Source organism: Mycobacterium yunnanensis, assembly GCF_025823185.1.
Taxonomy (GTDB): Bacteria; Actinomycetota; Actinomycetes; order Mycobacteriales; family Mycobacteriaceae; genus Mycobacterium; species Mycobacterium yunnanensis.
In genome coordinates, this window is record NZ_JACKVK010000004.1 from 126,860 (window position 1) to 152,826 (window position 25,967).

The 25,967-nt window shown below is 69.4% G+C and carries 26 protein-coding genes; 12 read left to right on the top strand and 14 right to left on the bottom strand.

The annotated features are described in order from the left end of the window. Positions 1-51: 51 nt before the first annotated feature. From H7K45_RS05995 to H7K45_RS06040, 10 genes are all read right to left on the bottom strand, one after another. On the bottom strand, positions 52-2,226 hold the full coding sequence (locus tag H7K45_RS05995) for a malate synthase G (RefSeq protein WP_263994864.1): 2,175 nt from the start codon (positions 2,224-2,226) through the stop codon (positions 52-54). Between the two features lie 77 nt (positions 2,227-2,303). Continuing rightward, positions 2,304-3,665, bottom strand: a complete 1,362-nt coding sequence (locus H7K45_RS06000) for an alpha/beta hydrolase (protein ID WP_263994865.1) — start codon at positions 3,663-3,665, stop codon at positions 2,304-2,306. An 8-nt stretch (positions 3,666-3,673) separates the two neighbouring features. Then, positions 3,674-4,912 carry a lipase family protein gene (locus H7K45_RS06005; protein WP_263994866.1) on the bottom strand — a complete coding sequence of 413 codons (1,239 nt, stop codon included), beginning with the start codon at positions 4,910-4,912 and terminating at the stop codon, positions 3,674-3,676. 16 nt (positions 4,913-4,928) lie between these two features. After that, positions 4,929-5,816, bottom strand: a complete 888-nt coding sequence (locus H7K45_RS06010; RefSeq protein WP_263994867.1) for a 3-methyladenine DNA glycosylase — start codon at positions 5,814-5,816, stop codon at positions 4,929-4,931. Beyond that, positions 5,809-6,861, bottom strand: a complete 1,053-nt coding sequence (locus tag H7K45_RS06015) for a hemolysin family protein (RefSeq protein ID WP_263994868.1) — start codon at positions 6,859-6,861, stop codon at positions 5,809-5,811. Before H7K45_RS06015 ends, H7K45_RS06010 begins: the two co-directional genes overlap by 8 nt. Further along, the gene (locus H7K45_RS06020) at positions 6,861-8,216 is read right to left on the bottom strand and encodes a hemolysin family protein (protein WP_263994869.1); all 1,356 of its coding nucleotides are present in this window, start codon (positions 8,214-8,216) and stop codon (positions 6,861-6,863) included. Before H7K45_RS06020 ends, H7K45_RS06015 begins: the two co-directional genes overlap by 1 nt. A 176-nt stretch (positions 8,217-8,392) precedes the next feature. Further along, positions 8,393-9,832, bottom strand: coding sequence for a GuaB1 family IMP dehydrogenase-related protein (locus H7K45_RS06025; RefSeq protein ID WP_263994870.1), 1,440 nt, complete (start codon positions 9,830-9,832; stop codon positions 8,393-8,395). A 35-nt stretch (positions 9,833-9,867) separates the two neighbouring features. Further along, positions 9,868-11,331, bottom strand: a complete 1,464-nt coding sequence (gene gnd, locus H7K45_RS06030; protein ID WP_263994871.1) for an NADP-dependent phosphogluconate dehydrogenase — start codon at positions 11,329-11,331, stop codon at positions 9,868-9,870. A gap of 67 nt (positions 11,332-11,398) precedes the next feature. After that, positions 11,399-12,337 (bottom strand): M56 family metallopeptidase, encoded by a 939-nt coding sequence (locus tag H7K45_RS06035; RefSeq protein WP_263994872.1) that lies wholly within the window; start codon positions 12,335-12,337, stop codon positions 11,399-11,401. Positions 12,338-12,351: 14 nt separating this feature from the next. Further along, entirely contained in the window at positions 12,352-12,768 is a 417-nt protein-coding gene (locus tag H7K45_RS06040) for a BlaI/MecI/CopY family transcriptional regulator (protein ID WP_263994873.1), read from the bottom strand. Between the two features lie 170 nt (positions 12,769-12,938). Here H7K45_RS06040 and H7K45_RS06045 point away from each other — a divergent pair, with 170 nt between their 5' ends. From H7K45_RS06045 to H7K45_RS06080, 8 genes are all read left to right on the top strand, one after another. Further along, positions 12,939-13,682, top strand: a complete 744-nt coding sequence (locus H7K45_RS06045) for an iron reductase (RefSeq protein ID WP_263994874.1) — start codon at positions 12,939-12,941, stop codon at positions 13,680-13,682. Positions 13,683-13,872: 190 nt separating this feature from the next. Continuing rightward, positions 13,873-14,283 (top strand): PaaI family thioesterase, encoded by a 411-nt coding sequence (locus tag H7K45_RS06050; RefSeq protein WP_372512510.1) that lies wholly within the window; start codon positions 13,873-13,875, stop codon positions 14,281-14,283. A 61-nt stretch (positions 14,284-14,344) separates the two neighbouring features. Continuing rightward, the gene (locus tag H7K45_RS06055; RefSeq protein WP_263994876.1) at positions 14,345-14,647 is read left to right on the top strand and encodes an urease subunit gamma; all 303 of its coding nucleotides are present in this window, start codon (positions 14,345-14,347) and stop codon (positions 14,645-14,647) included. A 42-nt stretch (positions 14,648-14,689) separates the two neighbouring features. Beyond that, positions 14,690-15,001: an urease subunit beta gene (locus tag H7K45_RS06060; RefSeq protein WP_263994877.1), complete on the top strand. Its 312-nt coding sequence runs from the start codon at positions 14,690-14,692 to the stop codon at positions 14,999-15,001. Beyond that, complete coding sequence (locus H7K45_RS06065; protein ID WP_263994878.1) at positions 14,998-16,719, top strand: urease subunit alpha; 1,722 nt, start codon at positions 14,998-15,000, stop codon at positions 16,717-16,719. Before H7K45_RS06060 ends, H7K45_RS06065 begins: the two co-directional genes overlap by 4 nt. A 1-nt stretch (position 16,720) precedes the next feature. Next, the gene (locus tag H7K45_RS06070) at positions 16,721-17,356 is read left to right on the top strand and encodes an urease accessory protein UreF (protein WP_263994879.1); all 636 of its coding nucleotides are present in this window, start codon (positions 16,721-16,723) and stop codon (positions 17,354-17,356) included. Between the two features lie 10 nt (positions 17,357-17,366). Continuing rightward, complete coding sequence (ureG, locus tag H7K45_RS06075) at positions 17,367-18,041, top strand: urease accessory protein UreG (protein ID WP_263994880.1); 675 nt, start codon at positions 17,367-17,369, stop codon at positions 18,039-18,041. Positions 18,042-18,044: 3 nt separating this feature from the next. Beyond that, positions 18,045-18,671, top strand: a complete 627-nt coding sequence (locus tag H7K45_RS06080; RefSeq protein WP_263994881.1) for an urease accessory protein UreD — start codon at positions 18,045-18,047, stop codon at positions 18,669-18,671. A 12-nt stretch (positions 18,672-18,683) separates the two neighbouring features. Here the strand turns inward: H7K45_RS06080 and H7K45_RS06085 are convergent, their stop codons facing one another. The 3 genes from H7K45_RS06085 to H7K45_RS06095 form a co-directional block, all read right to left on the bottom strand. Next, a complete protein-coding gene (locus H7K45_RS06085; protein WP_263994882.1) occupies positions 18,684-20,069 on the bottom strand; it encodes an NAD(P)/FAD-dependent oxidoreductase in 1,386 nt (461 codons plus the stop codon). 130 nt (positions 20,070-20,199) lie between these two features. Further along, entirely contained in the window at positions 20,200-21,129 is a 930-nt protein-coding gene (locus H7K45_RS06090; RefSeq protein WP_263994883.1) for an LLM class F420-dependent oxidoreductase, read from the bottom strand. Positions 21,130-21,202: 73 nt separating this feature from the next. After that, on the bottom strand, positions 21,203-21,877 hold the full coding sequence (locus H7K45_RS06095) for an SDR family oxidoreductase (RefSeq protein WP_263994884.1): 675 nt from the start codon (positions 21,875-21,877) through the stop codon (positions 21,203-21,205). A gap of 130 nt (positions 21,878-22,007) precedes the next feature. On the opposite strand from H7K45_RS06095, the gene H7K45_RS06100 reads away from it, so the two are divergent. The 4 genes from H7K45_RS06100 to H7K45_RS06115 all read left to right on the top strand — a co-directional run bounded on the left by H7K45_RS06100 (position 22,008) and on the right by H7K45_RS06115 (position 25,416). Then, positions 22,008-22,805: an ABC transporter permease gene (locus H7K45_RS06100; RefSeq protein ID WP_263994885.1), complete on the top strand. Its 798-nt coding sequence runs from the start codon at positions 22,008-22,010 to the stop codon at positions 22,803-22,805. Between the two features lie 3 nt (positions 22,806-22,808). Then, positions 22,809-23,897, top strand: a complete 1,089-nt coding sequence (locus H7K45_RS06105; RefSeq protein ID WP_263994886.1) for a sulfate/molybdate ABC transporter ATP-binding protein — start codon at positions 22,809-22,811, stop codon at positions 23,895-23,897. A gap of 196 nt (positions 23,898-24,093) precedes the next feature. Next, entirely contained in the window at positions 24,094-24,996 is a 903-nt protein-coding gene (locus H7K45_RS06110; RefSeq protein WP_263994887.1) for an APA family fibronectin-binding glycoprotein, read from the top strand. A gap of 114 nt (positions 24,997-25,110) precedes the next feature. Continuing rightward, positions 25,111-25,416, top strand: a complete 306-nt coding sequence (locus tag H7K45_RS06115; RefSeq protein WP_263994888.1) for a GlsB/YeaQ/YmgE family stress response membrane protein — start codon at positions 25,111-25,113, stop codon at positions 25,414-25,416. A 9-nt stretch (positions 25,417-25,425) separates the two neighbouring features. On the opposite strand, the gene H7K45_RS06120 is transcribed toward H7K45_RS06115, so the two are convergent. After that, positions 25,426-25,911 carry a hypothetical protein gene (locus H7K45_RS06120; RefSeq protein WP_263994889.1) on the bottom strand — a complete coding sequence of 162 codons (486 nt, stop codon included), beginning with the start codon at positions 25,909-25,911 and terminating at the stop codon, positions 25,426-25,428. Positions 25,912-25,967: the final 56 nt, after the last annotated feature.

A 25,967-nucleotide genomic window follows, 5' to 3' on the forward strand; every position in this document is an offset into this window, starting at 1 on the left:
AACCCCTGTACTCGTTGAGTCTCGTGGTCACTCGAACCCGCCGAATCCTAGTCACCGGTTGGCGTGACGAGCCTTGAACTCCCTACGGCGGCGATGCAAGATCGGCTCGGTATAGCCGTTGGGCTGCGCGGCCCCCGCGAGGATCAGCTCCTGGGCCGCTTCGAAGGCGATGCTGGCCTCGGGATCGGGCGCCATCGGCAGATAGTCGGGATCCTTGGCGTTCTGCTCGTCGACCACGGCCGCCATCCGGCGCAGGCTGGCCTTGACGTCGTCGGCGGTGATGACGCCGTGGCGCAACCAGTTGGCCAGCAGCTGGCTCGAGATGCGAAGCGTCGCACGGTCTTCCATCAGTGCCACGTCGTGGATGTCGGGCACCTTGGAGCAGCCGACACCCGCGTCGACCCAGCGCACCACGTAGCCGAGGATCGACTGGCAGTTGTTGTCGACCTCCTCGCGGATCTCGTCGGGCGCCCACGCCAGCTCCGCCGACAGCGGGATGGTCAGCAGTTCGGAGAGCGTCGTGCGCTTCTTGCCTGCGAGTTCCTTCTGCACCTCGAAGACGTCGACCTGGTGGTAGTGCATCGCATGCAGCGTCGCGCCGGTCGGCGACGGCACCCACGCGGTGGTGGCGCCGGCCGTGGGCTGGCTGATCTTCTGCTCCACCATGTCGGCCATCAACTCGGTCATGGCCCACATGCCCTTGCCGATCTGCGCCTTGCCGGACAAGCCCGCCGCCAGACCGACGTCGACGTTGGCGTCCTCGTAGGCCTTGATCCACGGCTGGCTCTTCATCGTGCCCTTGCGCACCATCGGGCCTGCCTCCATGGAGGTGTGGATCTCGTCACCGGTGCGGTCCAGGAAGCCGGTGTTGATGAACACCACCCGGTCGGCGGCGGCCTTGATGCACGCCTTGAGATTCACCGTGGTGCGGCGCTCCTCGTCCATGATGCCGACCTTCATGGTGGCCTGCGGCAGCCCCAACACGTCCTCGACCCGGCTGAACAGCTCGCAGGTGAACGCCACCTCGTCGGGTCCGTGCATCTTGGGCTTGACGATGTAGATCGACCCGGTGCGGCTGTTCACCAGGGGGCCGTTCTGCTCGTCGTCCTTGAGGCCGTGCATGGCAATCAGTCCGGTGAACAGTCCGTCCTGGATGCCCTCGGGCACCTCCGAACCGTCCTCGAAGACGATGGCGTCGTTGGTCATCAGGTGCCCGACGTTGCGCACGAACAGCAGGCTGCGTCCGGGCAGGGTCAGTTCGCCGTCACCGTCCGGGGTGGTGAAGGTGCGGTCGGGATTCAGGACGCGGGTGAAGGTCTTGTCGCCCTTGCTGACCTCTTCGGTCAGGTCGCCGCGGTTGAGGCCCAGCCAGTTGCGATAACCAAGGACCTTGTCGTCGGCGTCCACCGCGGCCACGGAGTCCTCGAAGTCCATGATCGTGGTGACGGCCGATTCCAGCACGACGTCCTTGATGCCCGCCCGGTCCGTCGAGCCGACGGGGGAGTCCGGGTCGATCAGGATCTCGACGTGCAGACCGTGGTGTTCGAGCAGCACCGACCAGGACGCCGAGCCCAGCTCGCCGGTGTATCCGACGAACGCCGACGGATCGGCCAGCGCGGGCACCAGCTGTCCGTCCTCGATCCTCAGTTCGGTGACGTCGGCCCAGGAGCCGTCGGCCAACGGCACCGCCTCGTCGAGGAATCCACGGGCGTAGGCGATCACCTTGTCTCCGCGCACCCGGTTGTAACCGCCGCCGCCCTTCTCGGCGCCGTCGGTCTCGGGGATGACGTCGGTGCCGTACAGCGCGTCGTAGAGCGAACCCCACCGCGCGTTGGAGGCGTTGAGGGCGAACCGTGCGTTGAGCACGGGCACGACGAGCTGGGGACCGGCGGTGCTGGTGATCTCCTCGTCGACGCCGGAGGTGGTGATGGTGAAGTCCTCCGGCTCGGGCAGCAGGTAGCCGATGTCGGTGAGGAACGTCTGGTACTCCGCGGCGTCGAACGGTCCGATGACGCGCTGGCGATGCCACTTGTCGATCTGTGCCTGCAGCTCGTCGCGACGCGCGAGCAGTTCCTCGTTGCGGGGAGCGAGATCGGCGACGACCTTGTCGACGCCCGCCCAGAAGCTGTCGGGGTCGACACCGGTACCGGGCAGCGCTTCGTTGGTGATGAAGTCGTGCAGCACCCGTGCCACTCGCAGACTTCCGACGGTCACGCGGTCAGTCATGATTTCCTCTCTCAAGCGTCGGTCCAGCTTACCCATCGGTAAACCGCGTCCAACCGACCTGTCGCGCGCGGTCGCGCTCACGCGGCGGGGGCGCCACCGGGCAACGGCACCGCGGGTGCCGAGGGCGTACCCAACCGGCCCGCCAGCCATGGCAGCGCGGCGGCGAAGGCTCGGCCCGCCGCGCCGAAGTCGTGGCCGTCGGCCGCGGGCACGACCGAACAGGCGATGCCGTACGAACTCGCCAGGGGGCACAGGTAGGACGCCACTGCGAGGCGGCCGTCGGGACCGCCGGCATCGGGCGGTCCTGATGGTGCGACACCCCCCGCGGGATGGTAGGACGTCGTCCCCGCGGTCGACACTGCGAACCATCCCGCCACCCCGGTGTACGGGCCGTGTGTCGCCATCACGGTGGCCGGGTCGAAGGCCGCGAACGCCGATTCGTCACCGCCGAACAACCGCGCGACGGTCTGCTGATGCGAACCCGCCGTCGGGCCGAGGTCGCCGTCCACGTCGACGAAGCTCGAGAACAGTTCGGGATGGGTCAGCGTCGTCACCAGGGCGCAGGTCCCGCCGGCGGACCAGCCGACGAAGCCCCACCGCGAGGGGTCGGTGCTGGTGCCGAAGTGCGTCTCGACGAATGGCACCACGTCCTTGGTGAGATGGTAGGCGGCGTTGCCGCGCACACCGTTCACGCATTCGGTGTCGTCGTCGAACTCCCCGCTGGTGTCGACGAAGACGAGTACCGGAGCGTTGCCGCCGTGCGCGGCGGCGAAGGCGTCCGCAGTGTGGCGGGCGCCTCCCAGGGTGGGCCAGTCCACGGGATGCCCGAATTCACCCCCGGCCATCACGACGGCGGGCAGCCCAGGCGGAGTGTCACCGGCGAAGTAGGCGGGGGGCAGGTACACCAGCTCGTCGCGGTGCCGGAACCCCGAGGCGTCGGCGCCGATGCGGACCGACACCAGGGTGCCGGCCGCCGGGTGCACGTGACGCTGCAGCATGTCCCGAACCCCGGCCTCGTCGGTCTGGGTCGGCAGCGGCGCCCCGGTGACGCGGCCCAACGCGTCGGTCAGCGTCGGCAGGTAACCCGTCCAGGCGTCGACCAGCACTGCGACGCACGCCACGCACAGCGGGATCGCCAGCACCGAGGCCACCCGCCGCCACCAACGCGTCCGTGGCCAGCCGACCACCGCCACCACGACGGCCAGCGCCGTGACGCCGACCCACGCCCACAGCAGGACGGGGGCGGGGTCGTCGGCCAGCCCCTGGTCGGTCACGATCCAGTGGCAGGCGAGCGCGACGGCGACCCCCGCCGCCGCGGCGACGGGCAGCCACCTCAGCCGCCAGGTTCGTGACCGCCAGCCGATCGCGGCGAGCACGACGGCGAGGGTCAACGCCTGGAGGACGACCGGCACCCAGCCGTGAACGAGGGAGACGTTCACTGCGTGGCTCAGCCGGCCGTGGGCGCCGGGCAGTCGTTCTGGGCCGTGGTACCGGAGAAGCGACCCGTCAACCAGGCGACCGGGTCGGCGTCCGGCGGGCCCTGGGTGATCACGTCGCCCATGCCGCACGCCGCGGCGACCGCCGCGGCGGCTTGGTCCGGCGAGACCAGTCCCTGTGGGCCGTCGGGCACGACGAGCATCGGCGCGGCCGCGGGGGCTTGTGGCAGCGACGTCTTCCGCAGGTAACCACGCAGCACCTGAGTGGCGTCCGGACCGTCGGGCCGCAGGTCGTCGGGTCCCATCTGGTCGACGGCGCGGGCGCGGTCGGCCACGGCAGACCCCCAGCACGCCGAGAGGACGTCCCAGTCCCGCTTGGCCGCGCCGTGCCGGTAGGCGTCGAGGGGGAAGTCGCCGTACTCGTGGCCGAGCGCGGCCAGGAATTGCTGCAGCGTCGTCTGCTGGTCCTTGGTCAGCGTGCCGGCCGCCGCGGCGTCGGCCAGTCCGTCGAGCGCGGCCGTGGGACGCACCGCGGCCACACCGACCAGGGTGAGCCCGCCGCGGTAGTCGCCGGCCAGTTCGTCGGCGGCCCAGGCCGCCTGGCCGCCCTGCCCGACGCCGTACGCGGCGAACGACGTCGACGCCGCGGGAACCAGCGTGCGTGCCGCCCGAACTGCGTCGATGACGTTGTAGCCCTCGGTCGTGGAGTCCAGGAACGGGTGGTATCCGTTGAACGGCCCGATGCTCCGATCGGCCGCCGGATGATCGGTGTCCCGAAGGCCCAGACCCTGGTAGTCGGTGGCGGTGACGACGAAGCCGGCGTCGAGCAGCGCGACGACGTCGGGCGCTGACCCCATCAGGCTGGGCGAAGCCGACGGTGCGCAGCGCGACTGGATGCCCGTCGCCGGGTGGGCGAACGACACGACCGGCCAGCCGCCCGGTGGCGGTTCGCCGTTGGGCACGAACACCGTCCCGCTGACCAGGGAATGGCTGTCGTTGATGCCGGAGGTCGACTCGTAGACGATGCGCGCGGCCAGTGAGCTCCGGTCCCGCAGCGGCTGAACGAGGTCGACGAGCCTCTCGGCCGAGATCAGCGCGCCAGGACCGGTGTGGCTGAAGTCGGCGGTCAGGGCCGGGCCGCGAGGGGCCCCGGCGGGAGGGCCGGACGAGGTGCCGCACGCGGCGAGCACCGTCGAGGCCATGGCCAGCACGCCGGCCAGCACGCCGATCACCACGCCGGTGCGTTTCATCGGTGCGTCGCCCTTCTCAGCCGTCTGCGGCCTCGATCAGCTCGCCACACCAGCCAAGCAGCGTTGCCCGCAAGGGAGCTGCCCGTTTGGCGAGAGTTTCCTGTGAGCGGACGTATTCGGCTCGGCCGGAGGGGTTTTCGATCGCGATGGGGGAGACGCCGTAGGCGGCCAGATCGTAGGGACTGGCCCGCATGTCGAGCATCCTGGCGTCGGCGGCGAGGTCGAGGCAGTCCATCAGCAGCTCCGAGGGCACCAACGGCCCCAGTTTGTAGCACCACTTGTACAAGTCCATGTTGGCGTGTACGCACCCGGGCTGTTCGGTCGCGATCTGGCTGTCGCGGGTGAGCGGCTCGGCGTTGCGCGGCGCGGCGGGCTCGGTGAAGAAGCGGTAGGCGTCGAAGTGGCTGCAGCGCAGAGGTGTCGACTCGACGACTGCGTCGGTGCCGCTCGAACCCAGCCGCAGCGGCACCTGGCCGTGGCGCACGTCGTCGGCCCGGTACACCATGGCCCACTCGTGGAGCCCAAAGCAGTTGAGCCGGGCCGGGCGCGCGGCGGTCGCACCCAGCAGCCCGGCGATGAAGGTGACGGTGTCCAGGCGCGCCCGCAGGAGGTCCTCGCCCACCGTGACCGCAGAGCCCCGCCGGTGATAGCCGCTGCGGGCGAGGAACGCCTCGGCCGCCCCGCCCTGGAGCGCCACGCCGTAACCCGGGTGCCAGCGCCTCAGCCGCCGGGGCCGCAGGCTGTAGTAGGTGAACAGGAAGTCCCACACCGGATGTGCCTCACCGCGACCGGCCCTCAGCTGGTGTGGCCCGAGGAAGGTCTCCGCCCGCTCGACGTGGCGGCGTTCGCGGTCGGTCCAGTCGGCCTCGGCGAGCACCACGGGTGCGAGGGCCGTGTCAGACACGGTGCGTACCGTCGCGCACCGTCCCGACCAGATCCTCGACGAGGTCCTCCAGCGCGACGACGGCCGTCACCCGGTCGTCGGTGGTGACCAGTGCCAGGTGACTGTTGTCGCGGCGCAACCGGGTCAGCGCGTCGGGGACGGTCGACGAGGCGGCCAGCCGCGGCAGCGCGCGAATCGTGGCCACGTCGACGACGGCGTCGGGATTGCTCATCAGGCCGAGCACGTCCTTGATGTGCAGATAGCCGAGGAAGGCGCCCGTGGTGTCGGTGACGGGAAAGCGGGAGTAACCAGTGTCGACCAGCGCCCGTTCGATCGCCGCCACGGTCGGTCCGAGACCCGGACCCGCCACGGGCACCGCGCGGATGTCGGCCAGCGGGATCGCGACGTCGGCGACCACGTGGGTGCGCACCTGCAGGGCCCGGGTCAACCGGCCGTGCTCCTCGGGGTCCAGCAGACCCTCCGAGAGGGACTCGGCGATCATCTCCGAGAGCTCCACCGACGACACCGTGACGTCGAGCTCGTCCTTGGGTTCGACCCCGAGGGCCCGCAGCGTCGAGTTCGCGCACCAGTTGTAGACCGCGATGAAGGGCTTGGCGAGCCGCATGTAGACCAGATACGGCGGGATCAACAGCATGGCCGCGGATTCGGGCCCGGCGATCGCGATGTTCTTGGGCACCATCTCGCCGAGCAGCACGTGCAGCGTCACCACCACGGCGAGCGCGATGACGAACGACACCGTGTGCAACACGGTGTCGGGAATGCCGAGGACCCCGAACGGCACCTCCAGCAGGTGCGCCACGGCGGGCTCGCCGACGCGGCCCAGCAGGATGGAACAGATCGTGATGCCCAGCTGCGCGCCCGCCAGCATCAGCGAGAGCCGCTCACCGGCGCGGATGACCGTGACGGCACTCTTCTTGCCCTGCTCGGCAAGGGCTTCGAGCCGGTCGCGGCGCGCGGAGATCAGGGCGAACTCCGCGCCGACGAAGAAGGCGTTGGCGCCGAGCAGCACCACGGTGAGCAACACGCCGAAGACGTCGGATCCCATCAGTGATCCTCCTCCTCGGACGAGCCGCGTCGGCCCAGTTCGGTCAGCTCGAGCAGGTCGATGCGGCGGCCGTCCATCTGGATCACCGTCGCCTGCCAGTGCACGGGGTCGTCCAACGGGCCGTCGGGATCGAACTCGGTGAGTTCGACGGTCTCGCCGGGCTCGGGGATGTGGCCGAGCTCTTGAAGGATGAGTCCGCCGATCGTCTCGTAGTCGCCCTCGGGCGGCCGGAACGACGTCTCGCTCTCCACCTCGTCGATGCGCAGCAAGCCCGAGATGCGCCATCCGTCGCCGACCTCGACGACGTCGAGGGTGGCGTCGTCGTGCTCGTCGCGGACGTCGCCGACGATCTCCTCGATGAGGTCTTCGACGGTCACCATTCCCGCGGTGCCACCGTATTCGTCGACCACCAGCGCGGTCTGCAACCCGTTGGCGCGGATCTGGGTCATCACGGCGTCGCCGTCCAGGCTCGACGGCACCGTGGACACCGGTCGGGCGATGGTGACGAGCGCCGTGGTGGCGCGTTCGGCATGGGGCACGGTGAAGGCCTGCTTGACGTGCACGATGCCGACGGTCTCGTCCAGGTCGCCCGCGGTGATGGGGAAGCGCGAGAATCCGGTGTCGATCGCCTTGCCGATCAGGTCGGCGACCGTGTCGTCGAGGTGCAGCGACTCGATCTTGGAGCGCGGCGTCATCAGCTCCTCGGCCGAGCGCTCACCAAATTGCAGTGAGCGGTCCACCAGGTCGGCGGTGCTGGCGTCGAGGGAGCCGCTGCGCTTGGAGGTACGCACCAGCGAGACGAGCTCCTGGGGGGAGCGGGCGGATCGCAGTTCCTCGGCGGGTTCGATGCCGAGCCTGCGCAGGATCCAGTTGGCGGTGCCGTTGGTCACCTTGATCGCTGGAGTCAGGAACCGGGAGAACCACCATTGCGGCGGGGCTGCCCAGCGGGCGGTCGGCGACGGTTTGGCGACGGCGAGGTTCTTGGGCACCAGTTCGCCGAAGATCATCGACACCGACGTGGCGATCAGCAGCGCCAGGCCCAGCGAGATGCCGTCGAGCATCGACTCGGGCACCCTCAACAGTTTCAGTGGCGCGTGCAGCAGTGTGGCGACGACGGGTTCGGCGAGGTAACCGGTCGCCAGCGTGGTGATAGAGATGCCGAGCTGAGCACCCGACAGCTGAAAGGACAAGGAGCGGTGCGCCTTCTGGACGTACCCGTCGCGCCAGCCGCCCGACTTGGCGTTGGACTCGACGGTGCTGCGCTCCAGCGCCGTCAGCGAGAACTCGGCGGCGACGAAGAGCGCCGTCCCGGCCGTGAGCAGGAGGAAGGCGATCAGGCTGAGGACCAGGCTCATCGGAGCCACGCACCACGGGCGCCGGGCTCGAGGCCCGGCTTCCTACTGGAGGGTTCGGCGTCGGATGGCTCCGGGGAGGCCGGTTCGGGTTCCGGGGCCTCGGCGGGTGCCTGCGGCACGTGTTCCCTTTCGATCGATGACGAGATCGACCAATCGTAGCGGGGAGGCCGTCAAGGTCACCAGCCCGACGGCAGCGGGTGCCCTTCTGCGAAGCCCGCCGCGGACTGCACGCCGAGGACGACCTTGTCGTGCAGCTCCTCCAGCGTGGTGGCGCCGACGTAGGTGCAGGTGCTGCGCACCCCGGACGTGATGTGGTCCAAGAGGTCCTCGACGCCGCCGCGCGCCGGGTCCAGGCTCATCCGCGAGGTCGAGATGCCTTCTTCGAAGAGCGCCTTGCGGGCCCGGTCGAACTGGCTGTCGCCCGAGGTCCGGGCCGCGACCGCACGCTTGGACGCCATGCCGTAGCTCTCCTTGTAGAGGCGGTCGTCGCGGTCGTGGAGCAGGTCGCCGGGGGATTCGTAGGTGCCGGCGAACCAGGAGCCGATCATGACGTTGGCGGCGCCGGCGGCCAGCGCCAGGGCGACGTCGCGGGGGTGGCGCACGCCGCCGTCGGCCCACACGTGTCCACCCAATTGGCGTGCGGCGGCGGCACATTCGACGACGGCCGAGAACTGGGGGCGTCCGACGCCGGTCATCATGCGCGTGGTGCACATCGCGCCGGGGCCGACGCCGACCTTGACGATGGACGCGCCTGCGCTGATTAGGTCGCGGGTGCCCTCCGCGGAGACCACGTTGCCCGCGGCGATGGGAAGTCCGAGGCCCAACGACGACACGGCCTTGATGGCGTCGAGCATCTTCAGCTGGTGGCCGTGGGCGGTGTCGACGACCAGCAGGTCGACGCCGGCCTCGGCCAGCGCCTGGGCCTTGGCCGCCACGTCGCCGTTGATGCCGACGGCCGCCGCGATCCGCAGCCGGCCCGCGTCGTCGACCGCGGGGGAGTAGATGCCCGCCCGGATCGCACCCGTTCGCGTGAGCACGCCGGCCAGGCGGCCGTCGGGCCCGGTCATCACGGCCACCCCGACCGGATTGTGCTCGAGCAGGTCGAACACCGTGCGGGGATCGGTGCCGACCGCCGCGGTGACGAAGTCGACCGTCGCCACGTCGCGGACCCGCGCGAAGCGGTCCACCCCACGACAGGCCGCCTCGGTGACCAGCCCGACGGGCGCGCCGTCGGCGTCGACCACCACCGCGGCGCCGTGGGCGCGCTTGTGGATCAGTGCGGTGGCATCGGAGACCGAATCCTCCGGAGAGAGGGTGACGGGGGTGTCGACGACGAGGTCGCGACTCTTCACGAACTCGACCATCTCGCGCACCGCGGAGGTCGGAAGATCTTGCGGCAGAACGACGATGCCGCCGCGACGGGCCACCGTCTCGGCCATCCGACGGCCTGCCACGGCGGTCATGTTCGCGACCACCACCGGAATGGTGGTGCCCGAGCCGTCGGTGGTGGAGAGGTCGACGTCGAACCGGGACGCGACGTCCGAGCGTCCCGGTACGACGAAGACGTCGTTGTAGGTCAGGTCGTAGGGCGGGTGGTGCCCGTCGAGGAACCGCATGGCCCCAGCCTAGTTTGCGTTGGGGGCAGCCTCGGTCAGGCGGGGGATTCGCTGCGGTCGCCGCTCCACTGGGTGTGGAACTTCTTGCTCGGATCCTCGTCGATGCGGCCGTAGGTGTGCGCGCCGAAGAAGTCGCGCAAGCCCTGGGTCAGGGCCGCAGGCAGTCGTTCGGTGCGCAGGGCGTCGTAGTACGACAGCGCCGACGCGAAACCGGGAATCGGAATGCCCAGCTCGGTGGCCTTGACCACGACGCGGCGCCAGCTGTCGATGCCCGCCTCCACGGCATCGCGGAAGTACGGCGCGGCGATGAGGGTGGCCAGTTCGCCGTTCTCGTCGTAGGCCTCCTTGATGCGGTTGAGGAACTTGGCGCGGATGATGCAGCCGCCCCGCCAGATGGTGGCCATGTCGCCGAGGGTGATGTCCCAGTCGTATTCGGCGCTACCCGCCTGAATCTGGTTGAAGCCCTGGGCGTAGGCGATGATCTTCGACGCGTAGAGCGCCTTGCTGACGTCGTCGACGAACTGGGTTGCGTCCTCGGGCTTGACGCCGAGTTCACCGGATGCCAGCCCGGTGGTCGCCTTGCGCTGGGCCACCGAGCCCGACAGTGCGCGGGCGAAGACGGCCTCGGCGATGCCGGTGACCGGCACCCCCAGGTCGAGGGCGGACTTCACCGTCCAGCGGCCGGTGCCCTTTTGCTCGGCCTCGTCGAGGATGACGTCGACCAGCGGCTTGCCGGTCTTCGCGTCGACCTGCTTGAGCACCTCGGCGGTGATCTCGATCAGGTAGCTGTCCAGGTCGCCCTTGTTCCACTCGGCGAAGATGTCGGCGATCTCCGGTGCGGTCTTGCCGAGGCCGTCACGCAGCAGTTGGTACGCCTCGCCGATGAGCTGCATGTCGGAGTACTCGATGCCGTTGTGCACCATCTTGACGAAGTGGCCCGCACCGTCGGGGCCGATGTGCGTGCAGCACGGGACGCCGTCGACGTGGGCGGAGATCTCCTCCAGCAGTGGGCCGAGCGAGGTGTAGGACTCCTTGGGGCCACCGGGCATGATCGACGGCCCGTTGAGCGCGCCTTCTTCGCCGCCGGAGATGCCCGCGCCGACGTAGTGCAGCCCACGCTCGCGGATGGCCTTCTCGCGGCGGATGGTGTCGGTGTAGAGGGAGTTGCCACCGTCGATGATGATGTCGCCCTCCTCCATCGCGTCGGCGAGCTCGTCGATGACGGCGTCGGTCGGGTCGCCCGCCTTGACCATGATGATCACCCGGCGCGGCTTCTCGAGAGTGGCGAGGAATTCCGGAATGGTGTTGCCGCGCACGAACTTGCCCTCGTCGCCGTGTGCCTCGAGGAGCGCGTCGATCTTGGCGGTCGTGCGGTTGTGCAGCGCGACGGTGTACCCGTGGTGGGCGAAGTTGCGGGCGAGGTTGGACCCCATCACGGCCAGTCCGGTGACTCCGATTTGAGCCGTTCCGGCGGTTGCATCTGATTCGGGCGAGCTCACGGGCAGCCTTTCGTAGGTGGGTCGGCCTTGTCCTGGGTCGTGAACCAGGAGGGTTCGCAGCTCGAATCTAGCCGGTGATCAACCGTTGCAGCTCGGTGAGCCAGGGCACCGCGAGCGCGACGGTCGGGACGACGAGCAGCGCCGCGGCGGTGACGTAGGCCGCGACGGCCAGCGGCACGCTGTTGGGCTTGCCGCAGAGCCGGCGGACGCGGGTCACGGTGTGCGGTCCGCCGGCGGCGAGCGCACCGGAGGGGGCGCGGCACGACGCGCACGCCACCAGGGCCCTGGCCAGCGGCGTCGGGCCGGACGTGCGGACCGCGGCGTCGTCGGCCAGCAGCTCGATGAGGAGGCGCACGGCGTCGAGCGCGTTGGCGCTACGGACGAAGCGGGGGAAGGCGGCGTGGACGGCGGTGAACATCTCCAGCACCAGATCGTGGCGGGCCCGCAGGTGTGCGTGTTCGTGGCTCAGGATGGCGGCCATCTCGGCGTCGGACAGAGCGGTGAGCGTGCCCTCGCTGACCACGACCCGACTGCGGACGCCGGGCAGGCAGTACGCCAGCGGCTGCGCAACGTCGAGGATGCGCAGTCCGTGGGAGCGTCGCACGGAGGGGTCGTGGCACCTGCCGACGAGGTCGACCACCATGCGGTGGTGGGCCCGCCGCCGCCGGGTCGCGATGGCCACCCCGACCACGGCCACGATCAGGCGCGCGCCGATCAGCAGGGTGAGGGCGAAGACCACGACGTAGAGCACCCACAGCGGCCAGCCGAGGACCGCGATCTCGCTGGTGATCGTCGCGGTGGGCCTGCCATCAGGACCTGGGACGAAGAGCCGGCTGGCGATGGCGATGCCAGCGCTGAACGCCGACAACACCGCTGCGAGGGCGACGGATTGCCAGAGCACCACCGCGGCGCGGGGTGCGCGTAGCGGCCACGACGAGCGCGCCAACAATGCCGGCACTGGTCCGATGAGAACCAGTGCGACTGCGGCGAAGGCCAGCGCGGACACACCGCAATTGTCCCTCAGGCGGTACCCGGATTACCAGCGGCTGGGACAGACGCGTCCTTTGCCTCCAGTTCTGCCAGGGCGCGTCGCAGCGCGTCGGCCTCGTCGGCGTTGACCCGCTCGACGAAGTGGACCAGGGCGGCTTGCCTGCTGCCGGAGTCCGAGGCCTGGTCCAGCGCGTCGACCATGAGACCGGCGACCAGTTCGTCACGGCCGTGGGTGGGGGCGTAGCGGTGGGCCCTGTCGTCGCGGTGTTGCACGACGAGGTTCTTCTTCGCGAGGCGCTGCAGGACGGTCATGATCGTCGTGTAGGCCAAGTCTCGCCGCGCCGCCAGTGCCTCGTGCACCTGGCGGACGGTCTGGGGCTCGCGCGCGGACCACAGGTGGTCCATCACCTCGCGTTCGAGTTCCCCGAGTCGCGTCTGTTTGGCCATGTTTCGTTCACTCTCCTGAGCAATGGGATCAGGGTACTACGCGCGTACTACCGCGTGTCGTATGAGCCGCGGGCTGTCGGCGTTGATTCCCGCCTGTGAGTCGGGTCACGAAGGGTTTTGCCGTTCATCACGCTCACTATAGTAAGGCTAACCTAACTGCAGGAGGACTCATGACGCTTGCCTTCGAGGACCCACTCATCGCGCGGATGGCGATCGACACGCCGTTGCCGTTGCACGAATCCAGCCGCCGGCTGCGGGAGCTCTACCCCGAGTGCCCGCGGGTCTACGGCGTCGCCGTCATGGCAGATCTGTCCCGGCGGCGATGGTGGCCGCTGTCCGACGCGCTCGTCGACGGACGTCTCGGTGCCATGTTCGACGCCGCGGTCGCCGAGGCCGACAACCGCGTCGCCGTCACCCAGCAGCTCGCGGCGACGCTGGCGCACGTCGTCGTCGGACGTGTCGTGCCACTGCTGGTACTCGAGGGCAGGGCGTGGGACACCGGCCTGGAGAACCTCTGGGTGCACGTCGATTCCGAAGGTGTCATCGACTGGGTAGGCGTCGTCGACCCCACGCTGCGAGCGCTGCCCGACGACCCGAAGCTCCAGGGGGAGTCCGGAATCGTCGCACTGCCCAACGAGGCAGCGCTGACGACGTGGGTGGCCCACCGCAGCCACTGCGCGCTCCGGCCACTGTTCGACGAGCTGGTGGCGGTCAGTGGGGGCGCGATCTCGACGGACGCAATGTGGCACGTCGTCGGCACCACGGTCGTCAGCGCCGCCACGCGGGTGCCGTTGCTCACCGGCTCCAGTGAGCTCGTCAGCATGCGGCGAGGGCAGGCCGTCCTCGACGCCCTGGTCGGATTCGGCGCTCCCGTGCGCGGGGTACGCCGCCCGGCGAAGGCCTTGCTAAATTAGGGCAGCCTTGCCTATGCTCATCCGGAGCGTCACGAACGCCTCGAACCACCGGACCGCCGCGGAATCCTGAGGGCTGCAGAGATCCCCGGTCCATTCGAGGGTGGGCCCCGCACACGTCTGGTGTGCGGGGCCCACCCGTTTTCCTGGGGTACGCGTCCCCGGCGCACCCCGAGCGTGTAGACAATTCGGTGTGACGACTTGGATGCCAAACGGCGCGGACGGCGGATTCGACGACCAGATTGGCCTCACCTACCTGGACGTGACGCCCGACGGCGCGAAGGCCCAACTGACGGTCGACGCCAGGCACCTTCAGCCGCACGGCATCGTGCACGGCGGGGTGTACTGCGCCATCGTCGAGAGCGTCGCCAGCGTCTCGGCGGCGACGTGGCTGCAGGCCAAGGGCGCAGGAAGCAACGTCGTCGGCGTGAACAACAACACCGACTTCCTGCGCGCCATCACGGCGGGCATGGTCACCGCGACGTCCACTCCGATTCACCGCGGTCGCCGCCAGCAGATCTGGCTCGTCGAGATCACCGACACCAACGACAAGATGGTCGCCCGCGGCCAGGTCCGTCTGCAGAACCTGGGCAGCGAGGCCTGATCCCCGGGCGCACCCGCGCCTGCGCTGCTGAGTGCCGCGCGCCGTGGCAGGATCGCGACCTATGCGTCTGTCACCGCACGAGCAGGATCGACTGCTCATCTCCTACGCGGCCGAACTCGCCCGCCGCCGCCAAGCTCGCGGTCTGCGGTTGAACCACCCCGAGGCGGTCGCGCTCATCACCGACCACATTCTCGAGGGTGCCCGCGACGGCCGTAGCGTCGCCGAGCTGATGACGAGCGGACGCGAGGTGCTCACCCGTGACGACGTCATGGAAGGTGTCCCGGAGATGCTCGACGACGTCCAGGCCGAGGCCACCTTTCCCGACGGCACCAAGCTCGTCACCGTCCACCACCCGATCTCCTGAGGGTGACTCGATGAGCGCGTGCGCGACGATCGGAGGGCACCAGTGATTCCAGGCGAAATTCTGTACGGCGACGGTGACATCGCCATCAACGACGGTGCCCAGCGCATCGAGATGGCGGTCGTCAACACCGGCGACCGGCCCGTGCAGGTCGGCAGCCACGTCCACTTGCCGCAAGCCAATGCGGCGCTGGAATTCGACCGGGCGGCGGCCCACGGCCACCGTCTCGACATACCGGCCGGAACGGCGGTGCGCTTCGAACCCGGTATCTCGCAGAATGTTTCGCTAGTGCCCCTCGGCGGCAGCCGCGAGGTGTACGGACTGTCGTTGACGCCACCGGGAAGGCTTGATTCGTGACTGGACTATCCCGGAGTCGCTACGCCGCGCTCTTTGGCCCCACCACCGGCGACCGCATCCGGCTCGCCGACACCGACCTGTTCATCGAGATCACCGAGGACCGCAGCGGTGGCCCCGGCCTGGCCGGGGACGAGGCGGTGTTCGGCGGCGGCAAGGTGCTCCGCGAGTCGATGGGCCAGTCCCGCGCGACGAGGGCCGAAGGGGCCCCCGACACCGTCATCACCGGCGCGGTGATCGTCGACTACTGGGGAATCATCAAGGCCGACGTCGGAATTCGCGACGGTCGCATCGTCGCCATCGGCAAGGCCGGCAACCCCGACATCATGTCCGGCGTGCACCCCGACCTGGTGGTCGGTCCGTCGACCGAGATCATCGCGGGCAACGGCCGCATCCTGACCGCGGGTGCGATCGACTGTCACGTCCACCTGATCTGCCCGCAGATCATGGAGGAGGCGCTCGGCGGCGGCATCACCACGATCTTCGCCGGCGGCACCGGTCCCGCCGAAGGCAGCAAGGCCACCACCGTCACCCCGGGGTCCTGGCACCTGGCCCGCATGCTCGAGGCGCTCGACCACTGGCCGTTGAACGTGCTGCTGCTCGGCAAGGGCAACACCGTGAGCTCCGAGTCGATGTGGGAGCAATTGCGCGGTGGGGCAGCCGGATTCAAGTTGCACGAGGACTGGGGCACCACGCCCGCGGCGATCGACGCCTGCCTGACCGTGGCCGACGCGGCCGGCGTCCAGGTCAACCTGCACTCCGACACGCTGAACGAGGCGGGCTTCGTCGAGGACACCCTGGCCGCCATCAACGGTCGCACCATCCACGCGTATCACACCGAGGGCGCAGGCGGCGGCCACGCACCGGACATCATCACGGTGGTCTCACAGGCCAACGTGCTGCCCAGCTCGACCAACCCGACGCGACCGCACACCGTCAACACCCTCGACGAGCACCTCGACATGCTGATGGTGTGTCATCACCTGAACCCCAGCGTTCCAGAGGATCTCGCATTCGCCGAGAGCCGGATCCGCCCGTCGACGATCGCCGCGGAGGATCTGCTGCACGACATCGGCGCGATCTCGATGATCGGCAGTGACGCCCAGGCGATGGGCCGCATCGGCGAGGTGGTCCTTCGCACGTGGCAGACCGCGCACGTGATGAAGAAGCGCCGCGGTGCACTGGAGGGGGACGGGGCAGCCGACAACAACCGGGTGCGCCGCTACGTCGCGAAGTACACGATCTGCCCGGCCGTCGCCCACGGTGTCGACCACGAGATCGGATCGGTGGAGGTGGGCAAGCTCGCCGACCTGGTCCTGTGGGAACCGGCCTTCTTCGGAGTGCGGCCGCACGCCGTGGTCAAGGGCGGCATGATCGCGTGGGCGGCGATGGGTGACGCCAACGCGTCCATCCCGACGCCACAACCGGTGTTGCCGCGGCCGATGTTCGGGGCCGCGCCGGCCGCGGCCGCCGCCACCTCGGTGCACTTCGTCGCACCGCAGGCCGTCGAGGACGGCCTGGCCGACCGGCTCTCGGTCAATCGTCGCCTCGTCCCCGTCCGCGACGTGCGCAAGGTCTCCAAGTCCGACATGCCGCTCAACGACGCCCTGCCGCGCATCGAGGTCGACCCCGACACCTTCACCGTCACCATCGACGGCGACGTCTGGGCCGAGCAACCCGCCGTCGAGTTGCCGATGGCACAGCGATACTTCCTGTTCTGACATGTCGAATCTCTCGACCCTGCTCGTCCTGGCCGACTCGCGGCTGCCCACCGGCGGTCACGTCCACTCCGGAAGCGTGGAGGAGGCCGTCACGAGTGGTCTGGTCCGCGACGTCGTCACGCTGCGGGCGTTCCTGCGCCGTCGCATCCGCACCAGTGGACTGGTGACCGCATCGATCGCGGCGGCCGTGCACGCCGGCACGCTGAGCCTGGCGGCCGCCGACCTCGAAACCGACGCGCGCACACCGTCTTCCGCTGCTCGGACCGCGTCGCGGGCGCAGGGTCGTGGACTGGTGCGGCTTGCTCGCAAGGTGTGGCCCGGCGGGGAGTGGGACGCCGTCGGCCCCAAACCGCACCTGGGTGTCGCCGCCGGTGCCGTCGGCATGGCCAGCGGGCTGATGCCCGAGCAGACCGCCGCCTCGGTGGTGTACACGACGATGACGGGATCGGCGACCGCCGCGCAGCGCCTGCTGGCCCTGGATCCCGGCGACGTCGCCGCCCTGACCTTCGAGCTCGCCGCATTGTGCGACCTGACCGCGGCCGAAGCGGCCAAGGAGCTCGCCGACCTGTCCGATCCGTTGCTCGACGTGCTCGCCGAACGGCACGCCGAGCGCGACCGTCCGCTGTTCGCGTCCTGAAAGGCCAGTCATGCCACCACATTTGCTCGACGGTGAACCTCACGGCCACCACGACAGGCCTCGCCGCGTCCGCCAGGCCGGTGAGCCGCTACGCATCGGGATCGGTGGGCCGGTGGGCTCCGGCAAGACCGCTCTGGTGGCGGCCCTGTGCCGTCGGCTGCGCGGCGAGCTGTCACTCGCGGTGCTCACCAACGACATCTACACCACCGAGGACGCCGACTTCCTGCGTCGCCACGCGGTGCTTCCCGACGAACGCATCGCCGCGGTGCAGACCGGGGGATGCCCGCACACCGCCATTCGCGACGACATCACCGCCAACCTCGACGCGATCGACGATCTGATTGCCGGCAACCCGAAGCTCGACCTGATCCTGGTCGAATCCGGCGGCGACAACCTGACCGCCACGTTCTCCTCGGGTCTGGTGGACGTGCAGATCTTCGTCGTCGACGTCGCCGGGGGTGACAAGGTGCCACGCAAGGGCGGGCCAGGCGTCACCTTCTCGGACCTGTTGGTGATCAACAAGACCGACCTCGCCCCGATGGTCGGCGCCGACCTCGACGTGATGCGCCGCGACGCCACGACCGTCCGTGGTGAGCGGCCGTTCGTGCTCATCTCGCTCACCGAGGACCCGGCGGCGACGCTGGTGACGGACTGGGTGTACCGCCAGCTGCGCGTGCCGGTCTAGGGCATGCTCTCGGAAGTTCTCATCGTCGCGTCCGTGGGGCGCGCGCCCCGCATCGAATGCGTTGGCGGCCTCGCGGGCCGACGCACCGACGCCGACACGGTGCACCTCATCTCGGCGGCGGCGACGCCACTGGGTGGTGACACCATCTCGATCCGCGTGGTGGTCGAGGCGGGTGCGGTCCTGCGGGTGCGCAGCGCGGCCGCCACGATGGCGATGCCCGGCACGGTCACCATGGAGTCACGGGCGACGTGGGATCTCGAGGTGCACGGCCACCTCGACGTCGACCCCCAACCGACCATCGTGGCCGGCGCGGCCCGGCATGTGACGTCGACCCGGTTGGCGCTTGGCGAGGGAGGCACCGTGAGGGTGCGCGAGCGCGTGCAGATCGGCAGATCGCACGAGCGGCACGGGACGTGGTCGGGCTCGATGCGCGCCGACGCCGACGCGACACCGGTGTTGCGGCATCGCGTCGAGCTCGGCGCCGGCAGCGTCACCGACGACGAGCTCGCCTCGCCGCGCGCGTACGTGAGCGAATTGCGGTACCCGCAGGCCGAATTCGACGGTGCGGGCACCATGCTCCAACTCGCCGCCGGCGGATGCCTGGCGACGTGGCAGGGCGATCGACTGTAGCCCCGAGGGGGACTAGCTCGCGGCCTTCTCGGTCTCGCGCAGCGACGCGGCCATGTCCTCGAGTTGCTCGATGCGCGTTCTCGCATAGGCCTGTTGCTCGGTGATGGTCAGCTGTCCTCGCTCGCGGCTGAGGAAGGTCACCGCCCACGACAACAGCGTGGCGACCTTGGTCTTGAAGCCCACCAGGTAGATGAGGTGCAGGCCCAGCCACGCAAGCCACGCAATGAATCCGCCGAACTCGAGCTTGCCGACCTGGGCGACCGCGTTGTACTTCGACACCGTGGCCATCGAGCCCTTGTCGAAGTAGCTGAACGGCTCCCGCGGCTTGGGAATGGTGCCGTGCTCGCGGGCCTTGGCCTCGTTCTGGATGATCTTGGAGACGTACTTGGCGCCCTGGATCGCACCCTGCGCCATGCCAGGCACGCCCTCGACGTAGGCCATGTCACCGATGACGAATACGTTCGGGTGGCCCGGGATAGACAGATCGGGAAGCACCTTCACGCGTCCGGCGCGGTCGATCTCGGTCTCGGACTGCTCGGCGAGGTCGCGGCCGAGGGGACTGGCCTGCACGCCGGCCGACCACACCTTGCATGCGGCCTCGATGCGGCGAATGGTGCCGTCGGCGTCCTTGACCGTGATGCCGTTGCGGTCGACGTCGGTGACCATGGCGTTCAGCTGGACCTCGACGCCCATCTTCTCCAGCCGGGCTTGCGCCTTGAGGCCGAGCTTCTTGCCCATCGGCGGCAGCACCGCAGGCGCCGCGTCGAGCAAGATCACGTGTGCTTCGGTGGGGTCGATGTGGCGGAAGCTGCCCTTGAGCGTCTGGTCGGCGAGTTCCTGGATCTGCCCGGCCATCTCGACACCGGTGGGACCGGCGCCGACGACGACGAAGGTCAGCAACTTCTTGCGACGCTCGGGATCACTGGAGCGCTCGGCCTGCTCGAACGCTCCGAGGATGCGGCCACGCAACTCGAGCGCGTCGTCGATCGACTTCATGCCGGGTGCGAACTCGGCGAAGTGGTCGTTGCCGAAGTAGGACTGCCCGGCGCCGGCCGCGATGACGAGGCTGTCGTAAGGGGTGACGTAGTCGTGACCCAAGAGCTCGGAGGTCACGGTCTTGTTCGCCAGGTCGACGTGCGTGACGTCGCCGAGCAACACCTGGGCGTTGTGCTGCTTGCGCAGAATCAGCCGGGTGGGTGGAGCGATCTCGCCCTCGGAGATGATGCCGGTGGCCACCTGGTAGAGCAGGGGCTGGAACAAGTGGTGCGTCGTCCGAGCGATCAGCTTGACGTCGACGTCGGCCCTCTTGAGCTTCTGGGCGGTGTTGAGACCGCCGAACCCGGAACCGATGATGACGACCTTATGCCGATCCGTTGCCGTAGCTCCGGGGTGGCTCATTGCTGCTCCTCGCGTGCGGAAAACCTGTCCAGTACAACCTCTAGGTTAGTCGGACCAGTTCCCCAGAGTGCGGTGAGATAACCCACCGGCCGTACGGACGCCTCCGGTCTGTGTTCCAGCCCCCTGCCGTTTACCCGTTCAGCAGCGGCTTGAGCTTCTCCGCGACCTCGGTTGCGGGGCCGGGGTGGTATCCGTCGATGCTCGTCACCGGGCTGATGATCACGCCGTCGACTCCGGCGTCGAGGACCTTGGTCTTGATCTGGTCGGCCACCTGCTCGGGGCTGCCGAACACCGCCTGCTGGCGGAAGTCCTCGGGGATGAAGTCAGCGGTGATGCCCTCGCCGATGATCGCGACGACGAGCATGCTGGTCTCCAGCGTCGACGGATCACGGTCGATCTTCTCGCAGTTCTCCTTGACCACCGCGAGCTTGCGGGGCAGCTCGTCGAATCCGGCGATGATGTTGAGGTGGTCGAAGTGCTTGGCGGCCAACGGAATCGTCTTCTTCTCGCCGCTGCCGCCGATCATCAGCGGAATGTGGTCGCGGTAGCGGGGCTCGGCCATCGCCTCCTGCGTGCGGTAGTACTCACCGGTGAAGGTCGGACGCTCTCCCGCCAGCATGGGCAGGATGATCTGCAGGGCCTCGCCGAGGCGGTTGAAGCGGTCGGTGAACGTACCGAAGTCGTAGCCAAGCGAGTCGTGCTCCAGCTCGAACCAGCCGGTGCCGATGCCGAGGATGGCCCGGCCCTGGCTGATGACGTCGAGGGTGGTGATGGCCTTCGCGAGCAGGGTGGGGTTGCGGTAGGTGTTGCCGGTGACGAGGGTGCCGAGCTGCACCTTCTCGGTGGCCGCCGCCAACGCGCCCAGCGCGGTGTAGGCCTCCAGCATCGGCTGGTCGGGCGTGCCCAGGCCGGGCAGCTGATAGAAGTGGTCCATCAGGAAGACGGAGTCGAAGCCGGCGGCTTCGGCCTCGCGAGCCTGGGCGATGACGGTGGGAAAGAGCTGGTCCACCCCGGTGCCGTAGGTGAAGTTGGGGATCTGAAGTCCGAGTCGAATGGTCATTATATGACCGTAACCACGCCTAAGCGGAACCGTAACCCCGTTTCGCTCTGAGCGGATTGCGGAATGATTGCGGCTAGCGGGCGAAGCTCGCGAGCGCGCCGTGGCTGACGTGCAACGTCTGCCCGGTGATGTGCCGGGCCGCCGGCGTGGCGAGGAACAGCGCGAGTCGCGTGATCTCCGCGGCGACCGACGGCGACGTGCTCGCGATGCCGTCATAGCCCGGCTCGGCGCCGCGGCCGGACGCCACCGCGTTGAGCGTGATGCCCCGAATGCCGAAGTGAGTCGCCTGGCCGGCAGTCCAATTCGACAGCGCGGCCTTGATCGCGGCCTCGGCGCTGCCTTCGGTGGCGTTGTCGCCGACGACGTTGACGATCGTGCCGCCCGAGCGAAGGTGATCGCCCAGGATCTGGACGGTCAGCACGGCCGAGAGCACCGTGGCGTCCAGTGCCGTTCGCCACGCCGCCGCGCGTTCGGTCAGCGTGTACGTCCGCGGATCGCCGCCGTCGACGCGGAGCGCCGGCACGTTGACGATGGCGTCGAGGTGATGCGGGAACTGGCCCCGGGCCGCTTCCAGGCTGGCGGGATCGGTGTTGTCGAAGACGATCGAGTCGACCTCGAGCTCCTTGGCCGCCACCTCCAGCTCGTCTCGACGAGAACCCGCGATGACCACCTGATGTCCCGCGTCGCGGAAACCCTCGGCGATGATGCGCCCCAGATCGGTGTCACCGCCGGTGAGCAGCACGTCCATCGTTCGACCTCCTCGTGTTCGACGCTGAACCCCAGCGAGTCGCCGTCGATGTTACTGGACGGTAGCTACCCGGCGGCACGCGCCACGCGCGCGAACGCCGACGCCGTCGGCTCGCTCGCCTAGGGTTCTGATGGTGCGCAGTCTGCCGCGGTGGATCCATGTCCCGGCCGTCGCCGGTGCGATCTTCGTGGTGCTCCCGTTGGTGGCGATCGCGGCACGGGTCGACTGGTCCCGGTTCTGGTCCCTGATCACCAGCACGTCGTCGACGACGGCGCTCGTGTTGAGCTTCAAGACCGCCGCGGCGAGCACCGCGCTGTGCGTTCTGCTTGGCGTCCCGATGGCGATGGTGCTGGCGCGCAGCGGTTCCCGCGTCATCCGCTGGGTCCGGCCGCTGATCCTGCTGCCCTTGGTGTTGCCGCCGGTCGTCGGCGGCATCGCGCTGCTGTACGCCTTCGGCCGGCTCGGTCTCGTCGGGCGGTACCTGGAGGCAGCCGGGGTGCACATCGCGTTCACGACCACGGCCGTCGTGTTGGCGCAAACGTTCGTGTCGCTTCCGTTCCTCGTCATCGCGCTCGAGGGGGCCGCACGCACCGTCGGGTCGGACTACGAGGTGGTCGCTGCCACCCTGGGTGCGCGCCCGTCGGCGGTGTGGTGGCGGGTGACGCTGCCGTTGCTGGCGCCCGGCCTCGTCTCCGGAGCGGTGCTGGCCTTCGCCCGTGCGCTCGGTGAATTCGGGGCGACGCTGACCTTTGCGGGGTCCCGAGAGGGCGTGACGCGCACCTTGCCGTTGGAGATCTACCTGCAGCGCGAGGTCGACGCCGATGCGGCGGTGGCGTTGTCGGTGCTGCTCGTCGCGGTGGCTGCGATCGTCGTAATAGGGCTCGGTAGCCGCCGCATCAAGGCGGGTGGCGCGAGTGCCTGGCAGTAGACCGTGAGCGGCGTCGACGTGCGGGCCGTGGTCGACGCCCGCGGCGTGGACGTCGCGTTCTCCGTGCCGCCCGGTCGGGTGCTGGCGATCCTCGGCCCCAACGGAGCGGGCAAGTCCACGGCGTTGCACGTGGTGGCCGGTCTCGTCCGCCCCGACGCCGGGGTGGTGCGGGTCGGGGAGCGGATCCTGACGGAGTCACCGGGTGGCGTGCAGGTCGACACGCACGACCGCCGGGTCGGGCTCCTGATGCAGGACGCGCTGCTGTTTCCGCACCTGTCGGTCGTGGCGAACGTCGCCTTCGGGGCGCGGCATGGAAAGCGGTCGAGCCGTGCGGCGTCTCGCGAGGTCGCCACCCGGTGGCTTGGCGAGGTGGGGGTGGCCGAGCTGGCCGGCCGTACGCCGCGTCAGCTCTCGGGCGGGCAGGCGCAGAGGGTCGCGCTCGCCAGGGCGCTGGCCGCCGACCCGGAGGTACTGCTGCTCGACGAGCCACTCAGCGGTCTCGACGTCGACGTCGCCGCCGCGATGCGCACGGTGCTGCGTCGATTCCTGGTTCGTGACGGCCGGTCGTCGGTGCTGGTCACCCACGATTTGCTCGACGTGGTCACGTTGGCCGACGATGTCGTGGTGGTCGAGTCGGGCCGCGTGGTGGAAGCGGGGCCGACGGCCACCGTCCTGGCCGCACCGCGCAGCGGCTTCGGCGCCCGATTCGCCGGCATCAACCTGGTCAGGGGTCGAGTCGGAACCGGCTCCACGCTGGTGGCGAGTTCGGGGCGGGTGTGGCACGGCACTCTCGACGGCGACGTCGGAACCGCCACGGACGAGCCCGTCGTCGCCACCTTTCACCCGTCTGCCGTCGCGGTGTACCGCGAGGAGCCCCACGGCAGTCCGCGCAACACCGTCGAGGTCGTGCTGGCCGAGCTCGACGGTCGCGGGCCAGCGATCCGGCTGCGCGCCGAGCCGCAGTCCGACGGGTCGCCGGGGCTGTCGGCGGACATCACGGCCGACTCGGCGGCAGACCTGCGGCTGGCACCGGGCGAGCGGGTCTACTTCACCGTGAAGTCGCGGGAAGTGTCGATTCATCGAGCGCGGTAACGGTGGCTGCCGCCGTGGCGAATGACAGTGTGCAGGCCCCGCGCACCGCGCGGGCGGGTCGTGCTGCCCTCATATGGACAGCAACTGGTCCTGCATTGGCTGACTGGCCTCTTTAGCGTCACAGCAATCTCGCAGATCGGCACTTTAAGAGCAACTCACACTTGCGTCACGGCCGTAACACGGTAGTTTCTTCCCCATGCAGCACCCTCCTCGACGCAGGCGCGTCCCCCGGGCACTGGCCTCGGCCGTCCTCGCGGGCGTCACTGCAGTGACAGTCGCGCTTCCCGCCCACGCCGACCCCGTTCCCGCCCCGGCCCCGGCGCCGGCCCCGGCACCCGCCCCGGCCCCGGTGGATCCGAACGCGCCGGCGCCGCCCCCGGCCGACCCCAACGCGCCGCCGCCGGCCGATCCCGCCGCGCCCCCCGCGCCGCCCCCGGAGCCGGGTCGCGTCGACAACGCCGCCGGCGGTTTCAGCTACGTCGTGCCCGCGGGGTGGAAGGTCTCCGACAACACCCAGCTCTCCTACGGCCAGGCGCTGCTGACCAAGGTCCCCGAGGCAGGTGCCGAGGCGCCGTCGGACACGAGTGTTCTGTTGGGTCGCCTCGACCTCAAGCTCTTCGCCGGCGCCGAAACCGACAACGCGAAGGCCGCCACCCGGCTGGCCTCGGACATGGGTGAGTTCTTCATGCCCTTCGCCGGCACGCGCCAGGGCCAGGAGGCGGGCCCGCTCAACGCGGCCGGTCTGCCCGGCGCGTTCTCGTCCTACGAGGTGAAGTTCACCGACACCACCAAGCCCAACGGCCAGATCTGGGCCGGTGTCGTCGGCGACGTTCCCCCGCCTGGGGCTCCGCGGGGTTCGCGGACGCCTGAGCGCTGGTTCGTCGTCTGGCTCGGTTCGGCCAATCACCCGGTCGACAAGGCGGCGGCAGCGACGCTTGCGCAGTCGATCCGCTCCTTCACCCCGCCACCACCACCGCCGCCGCCCGCGCCGGACCCCAACGCTCCTGCGCCGGATCCGAATGCGCCGCCAGCTCGACCCGGTGTGGGCGTACCGGTTCCGGTGACGGATGCGCCTCCGGGGATGATGCCGGCCGGCTAGAAATCGGCATGTACTGACTACCGTTCGTGGGCCTAATCGTGACCCTGCGCGGGTAGACCGGACCAGACACCCGGCAACGTCGCCGGGCTGGAACGGCTATCGGTAGGAGTCATCATGAACATGCTCGCGGCAACGGATTTCCTTGCCGAACGGTCCAGCACGCTCACCAGCGTGGGGTGGATCGGCTACATCATCATCGGCGCCCTGGCGGGCTGGATCGCCGGCAAGATCGTCAAGGGCGGCGGCTCGGGCATCCTGCTCAACATCGTCATCGGCATCGTCGGCGCGCTCATCGGCGGGTTCCTGCTCAGCTTCTTCGTCGACACCGCGGCCGGTGGATGGTGGTTCACCCTGTTCACCGCCATCCTGGGTTCGGTGATCCTGCTGTCGATCGTGGGCGCGGTTCAGAAGAAGAGGTAGCGGCGACGCTCACAGCGCTGCCAGCACCCCGCGTATAGCGGAGGCAAACGTGCCGCGGCCCGCCCGATAGGTCGGGCCGCGGCCGTCGCCAAGGAGAATTCGAAGCCGGGCCATGCCTCGCGCGCGGACCGGAAGCGGCCCGAGCAGCCGGGCCCGAACGTCGTCCACGACGTCTACCGACCGCCTCACCGCGTCCGCCTCGATCGGTACCCGTGGCGCGTGATCGCCTCGACCCGTCGGGCGGTCGGCATCCTCGAGCAGCAACGTCAGCGCCGCGGCCAGGTCCGTGCGCTCCCGGCGGGAGAGCAACCGTTGGTGATGGGCGGCCAGCGGGCTGCCCGCGGTAACCGGCACCCCTTGATCCGTCCGAAGGTCGTACCGCGTCGCGAACACCCGAGCCCAGAAGCGCTGCGGCAGGGCCGAGTGAGTCGCCGCGACGAGCTCCGGCGCGGAGTCGTCGGTGCAGTGTTGCGGTATCCGGCTGCGCGGTGTCATCGCCGACCTCCTCGAGAAACGTGACCTGTAAAGACGCTATACCGGTCATGAGTGAC